The organism is Paenibacillus sp. PCH8, from assembly GCF_002968835.1.
GTDB lineage: Bacteria > Bacillota > Bacilli > Paenibacillales > Paenibacillaceae > Paenibacillus.
Genome location: NZ_PKQK01000001.1, coordinates 1588714 through 1603423 on the forward strand (window position 1 = coordinate 1588714; position 14710 = coordinate 1603423).

The 14710-nt window shown below is 49.1% G+C and carries 13 protein-coding genes and 1 pseudogene; 12 read left to right on the forward strand and 2 right to left on the reverse strand.

Annotation, left to right across the window (positions count from 1 at the left end):
* Positions 1-828 precede the first annotated feature (828 nt).
* From C0Q44_RS32005 to C0Q44_RS06990, 3 genes and pseudogenes are all read left to right on the forward strand, one after another.
* A pseudogene (locus C0Q44_RS32005) lies at positions 829-1266 on the forward strand (HNH endonuclease); the annotation flags it as partial.
* A 275-nt stretch (positions 1267-1541) separates the two neighbouring features.
* Positions 1542-2201, forward strand: coding sequence for a TVP38/TMEM64 family protein (locus C0Q44_RS06985; RefSeq protein ID WP_105406620.1), 660 nt, complete (start codon positions 1542-1544; stop codon positions 2199-2201).
* Positions 2202-2271: 70 nt separating this feature from the next.
* Complete coding sequence (locus C0Q44_RS06990) at positions 2272-3351, forward strand: DUF1835 domain-containing protein (protein ID WP_105406621.1); 1080 nt, start codon at positions 2272-2274, stop codon at positions 3349-3351.
* 174 nt (positions 3352-3525) lie between these two features.
* On the opposite strand, the gene C0Q44_RS06995 is transcribed toward C0Q44_RS06990, so the two are convergent.
* The gene (locus C0Q44_RS06995) at positions 3526-4038 is read right to left on the reverse strand and encodes a cupin domain-containing protein (protein WP_105406622.1); all 513 of its coding nucleotides are present in this window, start codon (positions 4036-4038) and stop codon (positions 3526-3528) included.
* A gap of 156 nt (positions 4039-4194) precedes the next feature.
* On the opposite strand from C0Q44_RS06995, the gene C0Q44_RS07000 reads away from it, so the two are divergent.
* Complete coding sequence (locus tag C0Q44_RS07000; RefSeq protein ID WP_258166198.1) at positions 4195-5196, forward strand: NAD-dependent epimerase/dehydratase family protein; 1002 nt, start codon at positions 4195-4197, stop codon at positions 5194-5196.
* Between the two features lie 163 nt (positions 5197-5359).
* On the opposite strand, the gene C0Q44_RS07005 is transcribed toward C0Q44_RS07000, so the two are convergent.
* A complete protein-coding gene (locus C0Q44_RS07005; RefSeq protein ID WP_105406624.1) occupies positions 5360-5533 on the reverse strand; it encodes a CsbD family protein in 174 nt (57 codons plus the stop codon).
* Between the two features lie 686 nt (positions 5534-6219).
* On the opposite strand from C0Q44_RS07005, the gene C0Q44_RS07010 reads away from it, so the two are divergent.
* The 8 genes from C0Q44_RS07010 to C0Q44_RS07045 all read left to right on the forward strand — a co-directional run bounded on the left by C0Q44_RS07010 (position 6220) and on the right by C0Q44_RS07045 (position 14692).
* Positions 6220-6666, forward strand: a complete 447-nt coding sequence (locus C0Q44_RS07010) for a DUF1641 domain-containing protein (protein ID WP_105406625.1) — start codon at positions 6220-6222, stop codon at positions 6664-6666.
* Between the two features lie 24 nt (positions 6667-6690).
* Positions 6691-7872, forward strand: coding sequence for an NAD(P)/FAD-dependent oxidoreductase (locus tag C0Q44_RS07015; RefSeq protein ID WP_091012527.1), 1182 nt, complete (start codon positions 6691-6693; stop codon positions 7870-7872).
* A gap of 340 nt (positions 7873-8212) precedes the next feature.
* On the forward strand, positions 8213-8857 hold the full coding sequence (locus C0Q44_RS07020) for an SDR family oxidoreductase (RefSeq protein ID WP_105406626.1): 645 nt from the start codon (positions 8213-8215) through the stop codon (positions 8855-8857).
* Between the two features lie 54 nt (positions 8858-8911).
* Positions 8912-9655, forward strand: coding sequence for a response regulator transcription factor (locus C0Q44_RS07025; protein WP_105406627.1), 744 nt, complete (start codon positions 8912-8914; stop codon positions 9653-9655).
* Complete coding sequence (locus C0Q44_RS07030) at positions 9652-11028, forward strand: sensor histidine kinase (RefSeq protein ID WP_105406628.1); 1377 nt, start codon at positions 9652-9654, stop codon at positions 11026-11028. Before C0Q44_RS07025 ends, C0Q44_RS07030 begins: the two co-directional genes overlap by 4 nt.
* A gap of 78 nt (positions 11029-11106) precedes the next feature.
* The gene (locus tag C0Q44_RS07035; RefSeq protein ID WP_181150884.1) at positions 11107-11907 is read left to right on the forward strand and encodes a PepSY domain-containing protein; all 801 of its coding nucleotides are present in this window, start codon (positions 11107-11109) and stop codon (positions 11905-11907) included.
* Between the two features lie 239 nt (positions 11908-12146).
* A complete protein-coding gene (locus tag C0Q44_RS07040; protein WP_181150885.1) occupies positions 12147-12776 on the forward strand; it encodes a PepSY domain-containing protein in 630 nt (209 codons plus the stop codon).
* A gap of 512 nt (positions 12777-13288) precedes the next feature.
* Positions 13289-14692 (forward strand): RICIN domain-containing protein, encoded by a 1404-nt coding sequence (locus tag C0Q44_RS07045; RefSeq protein ID WP_258166279.1) that lies wholly within the window; start codon positions 13289-13291, stop codon positions 14690-14692.
* The last annotated feature ends 18 nt before the right edge of the window (positions 14693-14710 follow it).

Sequence of the window (14710 nt, forward strand, 5' to 3'; positions counted from 1 at the left end):
GAGTCTCAACCGTTAGTAGGCTCCTCTTCTTCGAGTGATGATGAACATGCTGACTTGGTGACTTCTCCCTCAGGCAACCGGAAGAAGAGGAGAAGACGCAGGAAGAGCAAGCGTTCAGAGAGGCCGGCGGGCCATGAGCAGCAGACTGATTGGAGCTTGCCCACTGGCTCGGCGTATGAGGCAGTTGCGGATCAGGCTGAGAAGCAGCTAGGCGAGCGCAGGCGTGGGGAAGAGCATTCGCAGGGGCAGGATGCTGCGAATGAGAAAGGCACTGCACAGCGGTCTGGCGCACGAGCAGCCGCTGGTGCGGGTCAGGCCGCCGAGCAGGCTGCGGCGGCCCAAGCTCTGCTGCCGACTGAGCCGCAAGGCCCGGCAGCAGAGCAAATGGCTGCGGAACCAAAGGCCGCAGCCACACGCAAGCGCAAGCGGCGCCGCAAGCGTGCTGCCGCGTTGCCGTCCGGCGCAGGGCAGGCCCGCAGCGTAGCTGCTGAGGCCCCTGCGCCGGCCCTGGGCGACCGTGGCGATGCCACCACGGTCGATGGCCTTGCGGTGGCGGAGGCACAGCCTGCCGCTACCAGGCGCGAGCCCGGGCAAGCGCCGGGGGCTGCTGCGGAGGCAGGGCCTCCTGCGCCCGTGCGCCAGCCTGGCTCGCCAGGGTCCAAGCCGCGCCAGGCGCGCAAGGAACGTGCGCCCAAGGCGAACGGCGAAGACGCTGCCCGTGGTCCATCCGGGCAGCGACCCGCGCATTCCAGCCGGAGTCTGGCAGCTGGAATGGACAGTCGTCCCCGCCGCCAGACTCCGGCGGTACCTGTAGCTATTGACCCGGAAGATCCAGCTTCGCTCCGGGCGAACCGTCAAGGCATGGTACGCATGCGTGGCAAGACGGACAAGGGCAGGCGCTGGCATCAGGAAGTGGACATGGAGCTTGCCGTCACTCTCGTTAAGGAGAAAGCTGCTGTGGTGGTCAATCGATATACGATTCGTCGACTGTTCAGCAACAAGGACTTTAAGCGGTATATACTGACGCGTGATCAATATACCTGTTACTTCTGCGGATCATATGGCGATACCATCGACCATTTGCTGCCGCGAGCCAAAGGTGGACATACCACCCCGCTCAACTGTGTTTGTGCATGCAATCTGTGCAACCAGTCCAAAGCAGCGATGGATGCGGAAGAGTTCATGCAATCCGGCATTCCCGAGTGGAATGCAGCGCATCAGGCAGAACTGATTGAGCTGGCCATGCAGGAGGCTCAACTGGAATAAGAGATATTATGTCCCTGGAAATTGAATCTGGGTTTCAATATGAAGAGCACACCAAGACCGATGAGGTCAAGGTGTGCTTTTTGATTTTCATTTTAGTTATGGTCAATGGTGAATTCTCCGTTTGCGATATTTCTTCAAATTGACAACGGTGCAAATGGAAGATGTACGTTATACTGGGAGGGTGAGTTAGACGCTTCATTATTCGTTGGAATGACGGAGTAACAAGTGGGATACCTAACATTAGAACGTAGAACGTATAGATTGGATGGATGCAGATGAACCCGGCAGCACTGGACATTATGTCCTATATTACGGAAGAGAATATTCGTTTCTGGCTGGAGAAGTTTCGCTCCTTGGGCCCGTTACCGGGAGTTTTGCTTACGTTCATGAAATCATTTGTACCGCCGCTCCCAACGCTGTTGATTGTGGGTGTGAACGGTGCGGTATATGGTCTGTGGGCGGGATTTATCTATTCATGGATTGGCATGGTTCTGGGCTGCACCGTTACGTTTCTAATTGTACGTGAGATCGGGAAATCCGCATTTGTGGAACGATGGGCACGCAAACCTCGTGTGCAGCGAAGTATGGTATGGATTCGAAGGAACGCGTTCGGTTATGTCTTTCTGCTCAGTATCTTCCCGGTAGGTCCGTTCGTTATAATTAATGTGGCGGCAGGTATCGCGCGTATGCGATTGTTATCCTTCTTGCTTGCTGTAGGCTGTGGCAAAGCCATCATGATTTTCTCTGTAACGTACATTGGTTCCAACGTGGAACAATTCTTGGAGCACCCTGTACGCTGGGTAGGCGTGTTACTGTTTATCGCGGTATCCCTGTGGGCAAGTCGAAAGCTGGAGCGTCACTTTACCCGGACATCATCAGATCGTGAAGATCTAAATGAATTGAATCAACCCTCTGGAAAATCGATTTCTTCTTGAATAAAAGAGTTATCAGTGCGCTGATATATGATTTATGTCAGTATTGACGCTAGCTTGAAGGAGGATCAGCATGATTGACGATATCTATGCATTCAGTCGAATGTTAAATCGTTTGAATGAAAATGAACTTCGTTCACTATTGCGTGTGCTCTATATGAAATCAGCACTCGTGGTCAAACAGCAGAAAGAGCAAGCCGAAGAAGTGGATTTTGCGGATGCGGTACAATCCTTGTTTCGTAATCTCGATGTGCCCTTGGATATAGGACAGCTGGAGCAACAAGCCTCCGCCGAGATAGACAAACCAAATGAAATTCATATCACGTTTGGAGATTCACCTCTGGGTAGTCTGAAGATGGGAATGAGTACATTACCTGATCAGGGAAAACGGAGCTTTTTCTCCATGGATGATGATTATGCTGTGGGTCCGTTAGGTGATCTGACCCTTCGTGCAGACTTGCAACGCAGGCATCTCTGGCTGACCGAACGATTGTGTCTCAGTGACCGTGAGGCATATGCCATGCATGAACTGGAATCATTATTTGAGCTTAACTCCACAATACAGTCCCTTGATTCCAAGACGTCAATCATCATCTGGTATTCGAATAATGCACATGAGAAGACTGGGCTGCTCTATGCCATACATCTATTACGGAGCAGTGAGAGTCCTATATATCTTATCGAGACGAGTGGCTTGTATCAGCAATTATTCAATAGACCTGACATTCAATACGATGTGCTCCACACAGGCGAGATTCTTTCCGAAAAGCTTCTGGCAATGTGGCACGTCTGCTCCGCGCAGGAGCCGCTGTCCAAGGAAGAGCGTCGCCAACTGGAACAGGATTGGCTGGAACTTTCGGCACAGCCCGGACAATTAAGAATGATGGAGAACGGTGAGATTCGGAGTCTGCCTGAAGATGCGTTGGACGAGTACATTGTGCAGAAGGTAAGGGAACTGACACCCAACTGGGAGCCGGGTACGTATATCAGAGCAGCTCGTATTGTGGGTGAAGTGATGGGTACGAGCAGTCAACACATAAGTGCTGCGTTCGTGGAATATCGGTTGAGACAACTGGTGCTGCAAGGCCAACTTGAGATGGATGGAAAACCACTTGCGATGAGGTATTACAGTATCCGGCTTGCCGAGCACTGAAATGGACTAAACGACTAAAGGTTGAAGAGCATAGCTCATTAAAATAAACCTGTTCTCCGGCATGATACTTCTACTTTCCCGGGGAACAGTTTATTGGTTCATGTTTGATTACTGAATCGAACTCTCCTGTGCATTGTCCAATAACGTTCTTTTTTCTCTTCATATCTTTTATCCTTATTTCTCATTCCAGAGTTCCATTAGTGGTCCATCCTGCCCATAGACCGGGTCGGTATCCGGGATGGGAACCTCTTGAATCTCCTGAAGATCTTTTGCCCGCTCGCCATTCTCGCCTGTGCGTGTGTTGTAACTCATGCCACCCGGATAGGCTCCTGCAATACGAAAGTCAGTGCTGGATTCCAGACGTTTATGCCCTGTCCCGGCAGGAAGCACGACAACGTCACCTGTCTGAAGGTACACTTTCTGTCCATTTTCCCCACCTAGAATCAACTTCACGAATCCACTCACCACAGCAAGAGCCTCATGCGCATTACTATGATAATGATGATAATTAAACACACCATTCAACCAGCTATTTCCCCATCCATTGCGGTTCAGTAACGATTCTGCATGAAGGGCCTCTTCCGCCCATACGTTCTTATATATAAGTACAGGCAGGGTCGGACGATTGGGAATGATAACGTTATTTTGAAGGAACAACGTCTCAATATTTGAGTTACGCTCATTCATCTCATATCACCTCTCTATAAATTACCCGTAAACCTCCAGGACGAACAAAAAATCATCTGTAAAATGATACAAAATGTATCAATAAAAGGGTATACTCAGTACATAAACTCTCTTCAATACACTTGTTATGGTATAAATCGCAAGGGGGAATGGTGTGTGAATATAGTCATTACAGGGGCTTCAGGATTCGTGGGATTTAATCTTTCACAGTATTTGGCGCAAAAGGGGCATCAAATTACCCTTCTGGACCGGGATGATTATTGTAAGAGGCTTGTTCATATCTCTCCACTGTATGAAATGCCCTTCATCTGTTGTGACCTGGCATCAAACCGTGTTCAGTTGCCGATTGGAACGGATTATATTATTCATCTGGCAGCGATGCCACACGTTGATTATTCCTATCATCAGCCGGGGGAAGTTTTCCGCAACAATACGCTGAGCACCCAGGCTATCCTTCAGTATGCTACCGAACATAACATCCCTGTATTGCTGGCTTCATCCGTTGAGGTGTACGGCGGAGATTGGGGCAGGGTCTACCACGAATCGGACCCGTATGCGCCTGTATCTCCATATTCTGCTTCCAAAGTAGCGTGCGAAATGCTTGCTCACTCCTATGGCCAATGTTACCAGCTTCCCGTCAAACTATTTCGTTTAACCAACCTGTATGGTCCGTGGCAACTCCCAGATCGTGTGATCCCTCGAAATTTTGGTCGGATGCTGGACGGACTGTCGCTGGATATCCAAGGGTCGGCGGTGCGTGATTTCTTGTATGTGGATGATGCCCTCCGGGCAATTGAACAGATTATGATTGCTGGCAAAGACGGACAGGTCTATAACGTATCGACCGGGCTGGGGACAACCATGAAGGAGATTGGCGAGATATTGAAACCGATGGATCGATCAGTGCCTGCTGTAGAGATTCGAGAGCAGGAACCTACCCAGTCGAGGGGGTCTAGTCTGGTCGGACATTCTGGCAGATTAAGAGCAGAATTGGGATGGTTACCGCAAACCACGTTGGAGCATGGATTGGAAAAGACTTTCCGCTGGTATCAGGAACATCCGGAATGGGTAAGGCAGTTCAGCCGTCAATACCATACAACAAGAGAAACGCGCAGCTTCATAATTGATATGGCAAGATACGCAGTTCCAGCCGTATAAAACACAAAAAAAACCAGGGAAGGGTGTATGGAATAACACCTTCCTTGGCTTTTTTGCGCCTCCGTCACATTCTCGGATCATCCGAATACGGACGGTTAGGCTGGTTAACGTATTTATCTATTGCACGAATTCATCGTGCTGTTTGACCTTGCATCTCAAAGAACTAATGATCTTTTTTGATGTCGGCGATTTTATCCTGTACAGCACCTTTGGCTTTATCTTTCTTGCCCTCAGCCTGAAGGGATTTATTGTTCGTAGCATTACCGATCTGGTCCTTCACTTCGCCTTTGGCTTTGTTAATGCCTGCTTTAATTTTATCGCTAGTTGAGTTACTCATATCGAACATCTCCTTCGTTGTCTGGTGTAGTTCATATTAACCGGGTTGAGGATATTCTAAACGCATAAGACTCGTTATCCATTTTTTGCATTCTAACCATAAGAGGTTCATACTTGAAATAGAAAAGATGTATCTATGAGGGAATAAGGCCGAGCCTATCGCTGCATAATAACGAGAGTGACCAATTTCGTTGCATGAATATTGTGATTTTGGAAAACAGTTCCTGGAAATGTGAATAAATCAATCCTTCCTTGTGTACATATCGCACATCTGGTCATATGTAATCTTGTCTTAATACCATATATGGTATTAAGACGGATTTTGGACAGGAGGATTAGCCGTTGTAACCCGCCTGCATAACTTGACAAAAAAATCGATTTTGTTACAATGTTCACAATATCTTCACAAGTGTAAAAAATTTCTTTTTCATGTTCATGTGTAAGAGGTGTAATATAGGGGTATAGAGTTCGGTTTCGGCCTGCTTGTCGTTTTGTGCGTCAACACATGTTGTCCGCAATAGATCCAAGATACAATGCATGATACGGGAGCAGCCATGAGCTACGCTTATCCTATTGTGTGAAATTTGGTACATTTAGTGTATTCAATGTATTTGTGGTTCGGCTCTGCTTGACAGGCATCATGAAAGTCGCGGACTTCTATCCCAAAGTAAAGGAGGACTTTCTCTTATGTCACAATCGCCTACTCAACAAGAGGTGCCGGTTACAGAAGGTGCCGACGTTTCCCAACGCCAGTCCTTGGACGTACTGGATCAACTGATGAAGCCTGAAGTACAGGAGTCTTTAACCGTTCTGGTGGAGAACCTGCCTAAATTGGCTGAAATGGTTACTGCTATGACGAAAGCTTATGACTTTGCACAAAGTGTAGCTACAGACAAAGTTCTGATCAGCGACACAATGAGCGCAATGGGCGAGTTCGCTAAGCCTGTTGTAGACAAAGCTAAAGGTGTAGCTTCTGCTGCCATCGAAGCTAATGATCGTGCGCAAACAGAGCAAACTTCAGTTGGCTTGTTCGCTATGCTGAAAATGCTCAAAGATCCAAACGTACAACAATCGCTTCGTTTTGCTCAATCTTTCCTGAGCATCCTGAACGAGCGTCAACAACCGAAACGTTAAGACTTAGAAGAACGGAGGATGGATATGTCGAAGCAAATTTTGATCTTGGGTGGAGGATACGGCGGTCTGTTGACTGCGCTGACTGCACGTCAGTACTTGTCTCCTGAAGAAGCGACAATCACTGTCGTTAACCGTTACCCTACACACCAAATTATTACGGAACTGCACCGTCTTGCAGCGGGAAGCATTGCTGAACAAGCAGTTGCTCTTCCACTCGAAAAATTGCTGCGTGGCAAAAACGTGAACTTGAAAATCGATACGGTGGATACAATCAAGCCGGACGAGAAGAAAGTTCTGATGACCAGCGGCTCCACATACTCTTACGATGCACTCGTCGTTGCCCTGGGCAGCGAAACAGCATTCTTCGGAATTCCGGGATTGCAAGAGTACAGCTTCACGCTCAAATCGGTTAGCGATGCCAACCGTATTCGTGCACACGTTGAAGCACGTCTGGATGCTTACAAACAGTCCGGCAACAAAGCAGACGCTACGTTTGTTATTGGTGGCGGCGGCTTGACTGGTATTGAGCTTGTTGGCGAATTTGCTGACCTGCTTCCTGCTGTATGTCAAGAAAAAGGGATCGACTTCAAAGAAGTTTCCCTGTATACCGTTGAAGCAGGCCCATCCATCCTGGCAGGATTCCCTCCAGAGCTGGTTGACCGTGCGAAAGCGAGTCTTGAGAAACGTGGCGTTAACTTCATTGTTGGCGTAGCGATTACCGAGATGAAAGAAAACGAGGTTCTACTGAAAGACGGCAGCTCCATCCCTACGAACACACTCGTATGGACAGGTGGCGTACAAGGCAACGCTGTTGTTGCTAACAGCGGAATTGAAGTGGATCGCGGCCGTGCGAAAGTTACGGAAGTTCTGCAATCTACTTCTCACAAAGACGTGTTTGTTGCTGGTGACAGCGCAGTGGTCTTCCCTAGCGAAGGCGCTCGCCCTTACCCTCCAACAGCACAATTGGCTTGGCAAATGGGTGAGACTATTGGTCACAACTTGGGCGTTATGTTCAAAGGTGGCGCAATGGAATCCTTCACACCAGTATTCTCCGGTACGCTGGGAAGTCTGGGTCGTAAAGATGCTGTCGGCATGATCGGTGGCAACCAGACTCGTCTGAAAGGTCTGCCTGCAACCATGATGAAAGAAGCAAGTAACATCCGTTACCTGGCTCACATTCACGGTTTGTTCGCACTGGCTTACTAATCTTCATGCCATTCAAGGGCGCCCTTCTGGGCGTCCTTTTTTCTGTTGTAATGGACAACAAAGATCATTAATATTCAGATGTGAAGAGAGCGCGGCGGAAGTGCTCGATCTGAGGTCGCGTATAAATCGTACAGGGTCTAAGGTATATTATTAGACAATGGAATGTTATATTTCCCATAGATGTTCAGATGATGTACCGGATATGTATATAACGGACATGGACCAGGAGCCGGCGCTTAGAAGCGCCGGCTTTCGTTTAAATTATAGGATGAGCATCTATAAATAAAAGGAACGGATAGCAGCAACAAACGATCCGTTCAACCGAGAGGAGAAATGACGTATGAACGTTTTAGTTATAGGAGCCAATGGGCAAATCGGCAAGTTTGTGGTGGAGCAGCTGGTACAGGAAGGCAAACATAAAGTCACTGCCATGATCCGCAAACCGGAGCAGGCAGACGCACTGAAGGAACTCGGCGCCCATGTGGTGATTGGCGATCTGGAGGGCAGTGTAGAGGACTTGGCTGAGGCAATGAAGGATCATAATGCAATTGTGTTTACGGCGGGTTCAGGCGGATCTACCGGTCAGGATAAAACGCTGCTGATCGATCTGGATGGTGCGGTGAAGACAATGGAAGCGGCAGAGCAGCAAGGCATCTCCAGATATATTCTGGTCAGTGCGTATGGCGCAGATCAACGGGACAAATGGTCAGAGTCCATCAAGCCATATTATGTGGCGAAGCACTATGCGGACCGTGCATTGTTTGCAAGTGATCTGAATTACACGATTATTCGTCCCGGTGGTCTGAAGAACGAACCAGGCACAGGCAAGATTGCAGTCGGAACGGGACTGGCACCAGGAAGCATTCCGCGTGAAGATGTGGCCCGCGTCATCGTGGCTTCTTTGCAGGAAGAGAAGACGTACCGGATGGCCTTTGATCTGATTGCCGGGGATCGGTCAGTTGAAGATGCCTTGGGCAAACTGTAGATGTTATTGTAAGATAACGGGAGAATGAAATGATGGGGATGAGGGGAGCGCTGCATGAACGAAGCCGTGCTGGTCATAGAGGATGAGCCCAAAATAGCACGTCTGCTTGAACTGGAATTACAGTATGAGGGATATCAGGTAGGCAAGGCGGGGAGTGGAATAGAAGGATTGGAGAAGGTTGCGGAAGGACAGTGGGATCTAATTCTGCTCGATGTGATGCTCCCGGGACTGAGTGGAATTGAGGTGTTACGGCGGGTTCGTGCCAAAGATGCTACGATTCCGATCATAATGCTCACAGCCAAAGATTCCGTTGAAGATAAGGTATCTGGTCTTGATCTCGGAGCCAATGACTACATTACTAAGCCATTCCAGATTGAAGAGCTGCTTGCCAGAGTTCGGGCCGCCTTACGGCTTAGTGCAGTCGCGTCTGTGGCTTCATCTTCTACATCTAATGCAGGGAATGACTCATCTGGGCATAAGGATGAATCTGAGGCGGGCTGGTTGACGGCTGCCGGATTGAAACTAAATGAAGGAACGCGAGAGATATCCCGAGATGGCGTGCCCATTGAGCTTACTCCACGTGAGTTCGACCTGTTGGTATACCTGCTTCAGAATCAACGTCAGGTGCTCAGTCGTGACCAGATTGTGCAGGCCGTGTGGGGATACGATTATTATGGAGATACCAATGTGGTGGATGTGTATATCCGTTATGTGCGCAAAAAGGTGGATAACGGATTCACACCGCCCTTAATACATACCGTACGGGGCGTAGGGTACGTCCTGAAGGAACAGTTATGAGCCTGCGAAGTAAAATCTACGGATATTCGTCTGTATTATTTGCCGTGCTGTTAATCGCGGTCAACCTGTCCGTTTATATCGTGTTTGAACGGATGTCCATTGATAACGAGGTTCATCGGGTGGAGGCGGAAGCGGAGTCTATTGTCAAAGGAGTGCGTCAGTCTGCCGGCTCCATTCCGCCGGATGACTTGCTACGGGCCTATGCGCCTGTCAACGGCATGCTTCGGATTGTTAATGAGGATGGCACCAGCTCTCCGGTGACGACAACCTCAGCTTCCGAGCAGCTGAGCAAGCTGCCTTACAAGTATGAAAGTGAGAAGAAATCCGAGTATACCCAAGTAGATCAGATCGGTTATGTATGGGTATCTGTACCTGTCATCTGGCCCGATGGCGAGGTGGTGAATGTACAGGTTACTGAGAGTATCGCAGAGACGGAGAACCGTCTATCGGTACTTCGTACCGTGCTTGTGGCAGTCACGATTATTGCTCTCATTCCAGCCATTATCTCCAGCCGGATTCTGGCGAACCGGATGACCAGACCGATTCAGCAGATGACACGCACGATGAGTGACATTCAGTCCAGCGGCCAATTCAAGCGTCTTCCACTGGAGGAAGGATCGAAGGATGAGTTGAAAACGATGGGCCAGACGTTTAACCGGATGATGGATCTGCTCGAATCCAACTTTGAACGACAGGAACGATTTGTCTCGGACGCATCCCATGAACTCAAAACACCGCTGACCATTATTGAGAGCTATGCCAGTCTACTACAGCGGCGAGGGAAAGAACGGCCCGAGGTATTCGATGAAGCGGTCGAAGCGATTCTGTCCGAATCCGTTCGTATGCGGGAGATGACCGAGCAACTGCTGTTGCTCGCGAAGCAGCCAGAGCAGTGGAATGTACAGTTGGAGCGTGTGGATATTACGAGACTGGCAACAGAATCCACCCGTGCATTTCGCGAAGCCTATCACCGCGAAGTCCGGTGTGAAGATTCGGGTCCAATCTGGGCGATCAGCGATGAGAGCAAGCTGAAGCAACTGTTGTTTATTTTGCTGGATAATGCCCGGAAGTATAGTGAAGATGCGATTGAAGTCAGGCTGGAAGCCGAGGGACAAGAGTGCCGAATTCGGATCGTGGATACCGGAATTGGTATGCGGGAGGACGAGCTGGAGAAGGTGTTTGACCGATTCTACCGGGTTGATCCGGCCAGAACACGCAGCTTAGGCGCAAGTGGTTCAGGTCTGGGATTGTCGCTTGCCAAAGAACTTGCAGGTGCAGTGGGAGCGCGGATTGAGCTTGCCAGTATCGAGGGTGAGGGCACCGAGGCTTCGATTATTTTGCCATTATCAGTTCAGAGCGGGACGCTCTCATGAAATTCTCATTCTTCTCTTATATACTGATAAGCATCAGATTAACTGGGGATGTTAAGAGAGCGCATAGGGGGAAACGGGATGACAGAGCATGAGCAGCGACCACCGGAAATGAAACGGCATGAACAGATGACCAGCGGATGGGCAAAATCGCGAAGATCACTCTGGTGGGGCGCAGGGCTTCTCATTGTGCTGATTGTGGCAGCTGTTACTTGGTGGAAGCCGTGGCAATCGGCTAGCGTGGTGCTTACGGAAGGTGCGGCGGCCCAATCGGTGCTGGATCAATATCCGGGGGAGATTGTCCATTCCACGTTGAAGGATGGGACGTACATCATGCAGCTACGCTCGGAAACCGGATTGTATGAAGTACAGGTGGATGCCGTCACGGCTACCGTGAATTCCATCAAACGGCTGGAGTCTAACCCACAAGCGGAAGAGAAGACGTTATGGAGCCGCGAGCAGATCAAGACAGCATTGTTAAAACAACAAACGGATGACCAATTGGTCTCGCTTGAACTTGTGGAGCAGCAAGGCAGTCCGGTCTACACCGCGGTCGTGAAGGCGAAGGATAACAGCCGTGAAGAACTCACGATTGATCCATATTCCGGAGAGACGATATCTTCCAAAACAATTGCAGCGCCAACAACTGAACCGACCAAGGAAGATCCCAAGCCCCAGTTTCTGAGCGAGAAACAAGCAAAACAGAAGGCGCTTGCGGAGGTCTCCGGGGAAGTAGATGACATTGAACTGCGTGGAACCAACAGTGGGAATCCATATTATTTGGTAGAAATTGATCTGGCGGATGGCCGGGAGGCTATTGTGCAGGTGAATGCCATCTCGGGAGCAATTCGTTCCGTGACTTGGGATGAGGACGAGGATTAACTTTTGCAAGGGAAAGAGGAATGATTGAAGATAGCATTAAATTGTTGGACAGATGATTCCTAATGTGGAGTCATCTTTTTCATTTGTTTTTGAATACATACATCATGAACACCAGTTAAATGAGCACGCTCCTCATTTTCTCATCAAATTCTAATCTAACTCTCGCTGATCTCTCATTCGTACAGGTTATTCTATAAATGTAGACGAGAACGAGAACAATAACGAGGAGATGAATGATGATGATGAACAAACATAAACTTTGGATAGGTAGCTTGTCGGCAGCGGTATTACTTGGAGGGTCTGCGGTAGCAACGAGCGGAAATGTGAACGGACAATCCATACAAACGACACCAGCGTCAACGACACAATCCATAACACAGAACCAGAACAAAACAGGAAAATTGCTGACAGTAGCACAAGCGAAAGCGGTAGCGTTGAAAGCAGCCGAAGGTAAAGTGGATGATGTGGATTTGGAGCGCAGAAACGGACAAACGTTCTATGAAGTCGAAATCGACAGAAAAGGAAGCCATGATGTGGTCGTTCGTCTGGATGCCTACACAGGCAAAATTCTGGCAGTCGTGGATGATGAAGATTACGATGACGACGATGATAATAATGGTGCGGTAACAGGTAACACTTCTAACTCATCTGCTTCCAAGCAGGTCAAATTAACGGCATCCCAAGCTTCAAACATTGCGTTGAAACAGGTGACAGGTGGTAAAGTAACCAAAGTCGAGCTGGATCATGATGATGGTCGCTATGTGTATGAGATCGAACTAAGAACCGCTCAAGGTGAAGCTGATGTAGATATCGATGCGAACACAGGTAAGGTACTTTCGTTCGATCAGGATTTTAATGACGAAGATTAAGCAATAGGGCGCGGCGAGTAATGCTTATACAACATCATATGACGAACCTGACTACGAAAAGCCACATACAGCCAGAGATATTCACAATATTATGCAGGGCAGGGATAGCAGAGGACGCTTCGGGTGAAGCGTCTTTTTTGTTGTCCGCATGTTGCATCATTCGATTCAAGCCGCTCTTGGGTACAAGATTTGGACAGCGTGCAGTATGAAATTGTATAGGTTCCGCCGGATTGTTCACTATTCGAGCAGGGACGTAGCGGGTACAATCGGAATTAGGGAGGTGAATGCCCAGCCAATCCTGTCAGGAATTCTAATGCTGAAATGCATCATCGATCGGAGGCAGATGAGACATATCGATTTCATTTTATGTAAGCGCTTCACAAAAAAACATGGAGGTGCATTACGATATGGCTATGAACGATGGATGGTTGAAAAAGAATACACATTCACGTCGCTTTACCCACCGCTTGAGTTATCTGCTTGTTCTACTCTTGGCGTTGCAATCGTTAGGCATGCTGCTCGCACCAGGACCGAACGCTTCAGCTGCTCCGCTGAGTGTGACGAATGGGGTGCAGTTCAAAGATACAAGTGGCAATGTCGTGCACGCGCATGGGGGAGGTATGATCAAGGCGAATGGATATTACTACTGGTTTGGGGAGAATCGCAATGCGAATGGAACGTTCAAGGCGGTGTCCGTATATCGTTCCCCCGATTTGAAGAACTGGGAGTATCGCAATGATGTGCTGACTAGCAGCTCGGCGGCTGAGCTTAACATCTCAAACATCGAACGCCCGAAAGTCATCTATAACAGTTCAACTGGCAAATACGTGTTATGGATGCATAAGGAGAATGGTCTGGATTATGGCGAGGCGAGAGTGGCCGTAGCTACTTCCAATACAGTTGATGGCAATTATACGTATGTGGGCAGCTATCGCCCGCTCGGGTATGATTCCAGAGACATGACGGTATACAACGATAACGGAACGGCTTATCTGATCTCCGCGACTCGTGTGAATGCAGACTTGAATATATATAAGCTGACCCCGGATTTCCTGGGTGTGGAGTCGCTAGTAACGACACTATGGCCCGGACAATATCGTGAAGCACCTGCCCTTTTCAAAAAAGGCGGCATTTACTTCCTGATCACCTCGGGTGCTACCGGCTGGAATCCGAATCAGGCCAAATATGCGACAGCCTCTAGCATGACGGGCACATGGAGCGGTCTCAGCAACTTCGGAGACAGCACAACGTATGGTTCCCAATCCACCTATGTCGTTCCAGTAGAAGGCTCGCAGACCACATCCTATCTCTACATGGGTGACCGCTGGGCTGGTGCGTGGAGCGGACCTGTGCAGGATTCGAAGTATGTCTGGCTGCCACTTTCGTTCCCGAGTGCAACCAGTCTGGCGATGAACTGGGCCAGCAGTATTACGATTGATACAGCAACAGGTACCGTGACCGGAGTGAGTACACCGGATGTGTGGGACCCGAATGCTTCATATCAGCTGATTAGCCGTAAAAGCAACAAGTTACTGAACGTCATTGATGGCTCCTCTGATAATGGTGCAGATCTGGAACAGCGAGCAGATGGAGGTATCACAAGTCAGCGGTGGCAGATTACCGATGCAGGAGGCGGATATATCAGAATCATAAATCGTTCCAGTGGCAAGCTAATGGGTGTAGAGAACGGGTCCACAGCCGACGGTGCTGTGATTGAACAGTGGAATGATGGGGGTTGGGCAAGCCAGCAATGGCAGCTGGTCAGTGTGGGTGGCGGTTATTACAAACTGAAGAACCGCGGTACAGGCAAAGTATTGGACATCTCCGGTCAATCGTTGGCAGATGGCGCTGCGGCTATTCAGTGGACTGACAACGGGGGCACGAATCAACATTTTCAGATAGTTACGGTGCAATAACGATCCTTGTCTGTGGTC

Bases quoted from the DNA above. Each gene is read 5' to 3' on its own strand.
- C0Q44_RS07020 (WP_105406626.1), top strand. From the start codon at position 8,213: ATGAACGTTTTAGTTATAGGAGCCAATGGGCAAATCGGCAAGTTTGTG.
- C0Q44_RS07010 (WP_105406625.1), top strand. From the start codon at position 6,220: ATGTCACAATCGCCTACTCAACAAGAGGTGCCGGTTACAGAAGGTGCC.
- C0Q44_RS06995 (WP_105406622.1), bottom strand. From the start codon at position 4,038: ATGAATGAGCGTAACTCAAATATTGAGACGTTGTTCCTTCAAAATAAC.
- C0Q44_RS07045 (WP_258166279.1), top strand. From the start codon at position 13,289: ATGCTGCTCGCACCAGGACCGAACGCTTCAGCTGCTCCGCTGAGTGTG.
- C0Q44_RS07025 (WP_105406627.1), top strand. From the start codon at position 8,912: ATGAACGAAGCCGTGCTGGTCATAGAGGATGAGCCCAAAATAGCACGT.
- C0Q44_RS06990 (WP_105406621.1), top strand. From the start codon at position 2,272: ATGATTGACGATATCTATGCATTCAGTCGAATGTTAAATCGTTTGAAT.
- C0Q44_RS07005 (WP_105406624.1), bottom strand. From the start codon at position 5,533: ATGAGTAACTCAACTAGCGATAAAATTAAAGCAGGCATTAACAAAGCC.
- C0Q44_RS07015 (WP_091012527.1), top strand. From the start codon at position 6,691: ATGTCGAAGCAAATTTTGATCTTGGGTGGAGGATACGGCGGTCTGTTG.
- C0Q44_RS07030 (WP_105406628.1), top strand. From the start codon at position 9,652: ATGAGCCTGCGAAGTAAAATCTACGGATATTCGTCTGTATTATTTGCC.
- C0Q44_RS06985 (WP_105406620.1), top strand. From the start codon at position 1,542: ATGAACCCGGCAGCACTGGACATTATGTCCTATATTACGGAAGAGAAT.
- C0Q44_RS07040 (WP_181150885.1), top strand. From the start codon at position 12,147: ATGATGAACAAACATAAACTTTGGATAGGTAGCTTGTCGGCAGCGGTA.
- C0Q44_RS07035 (WP_181150884.1), top strand. From the start codon at position 11,107: ATGACAGAGCATGAGCAGCGACCACCGGAAATGAAACGGCATGAACAG.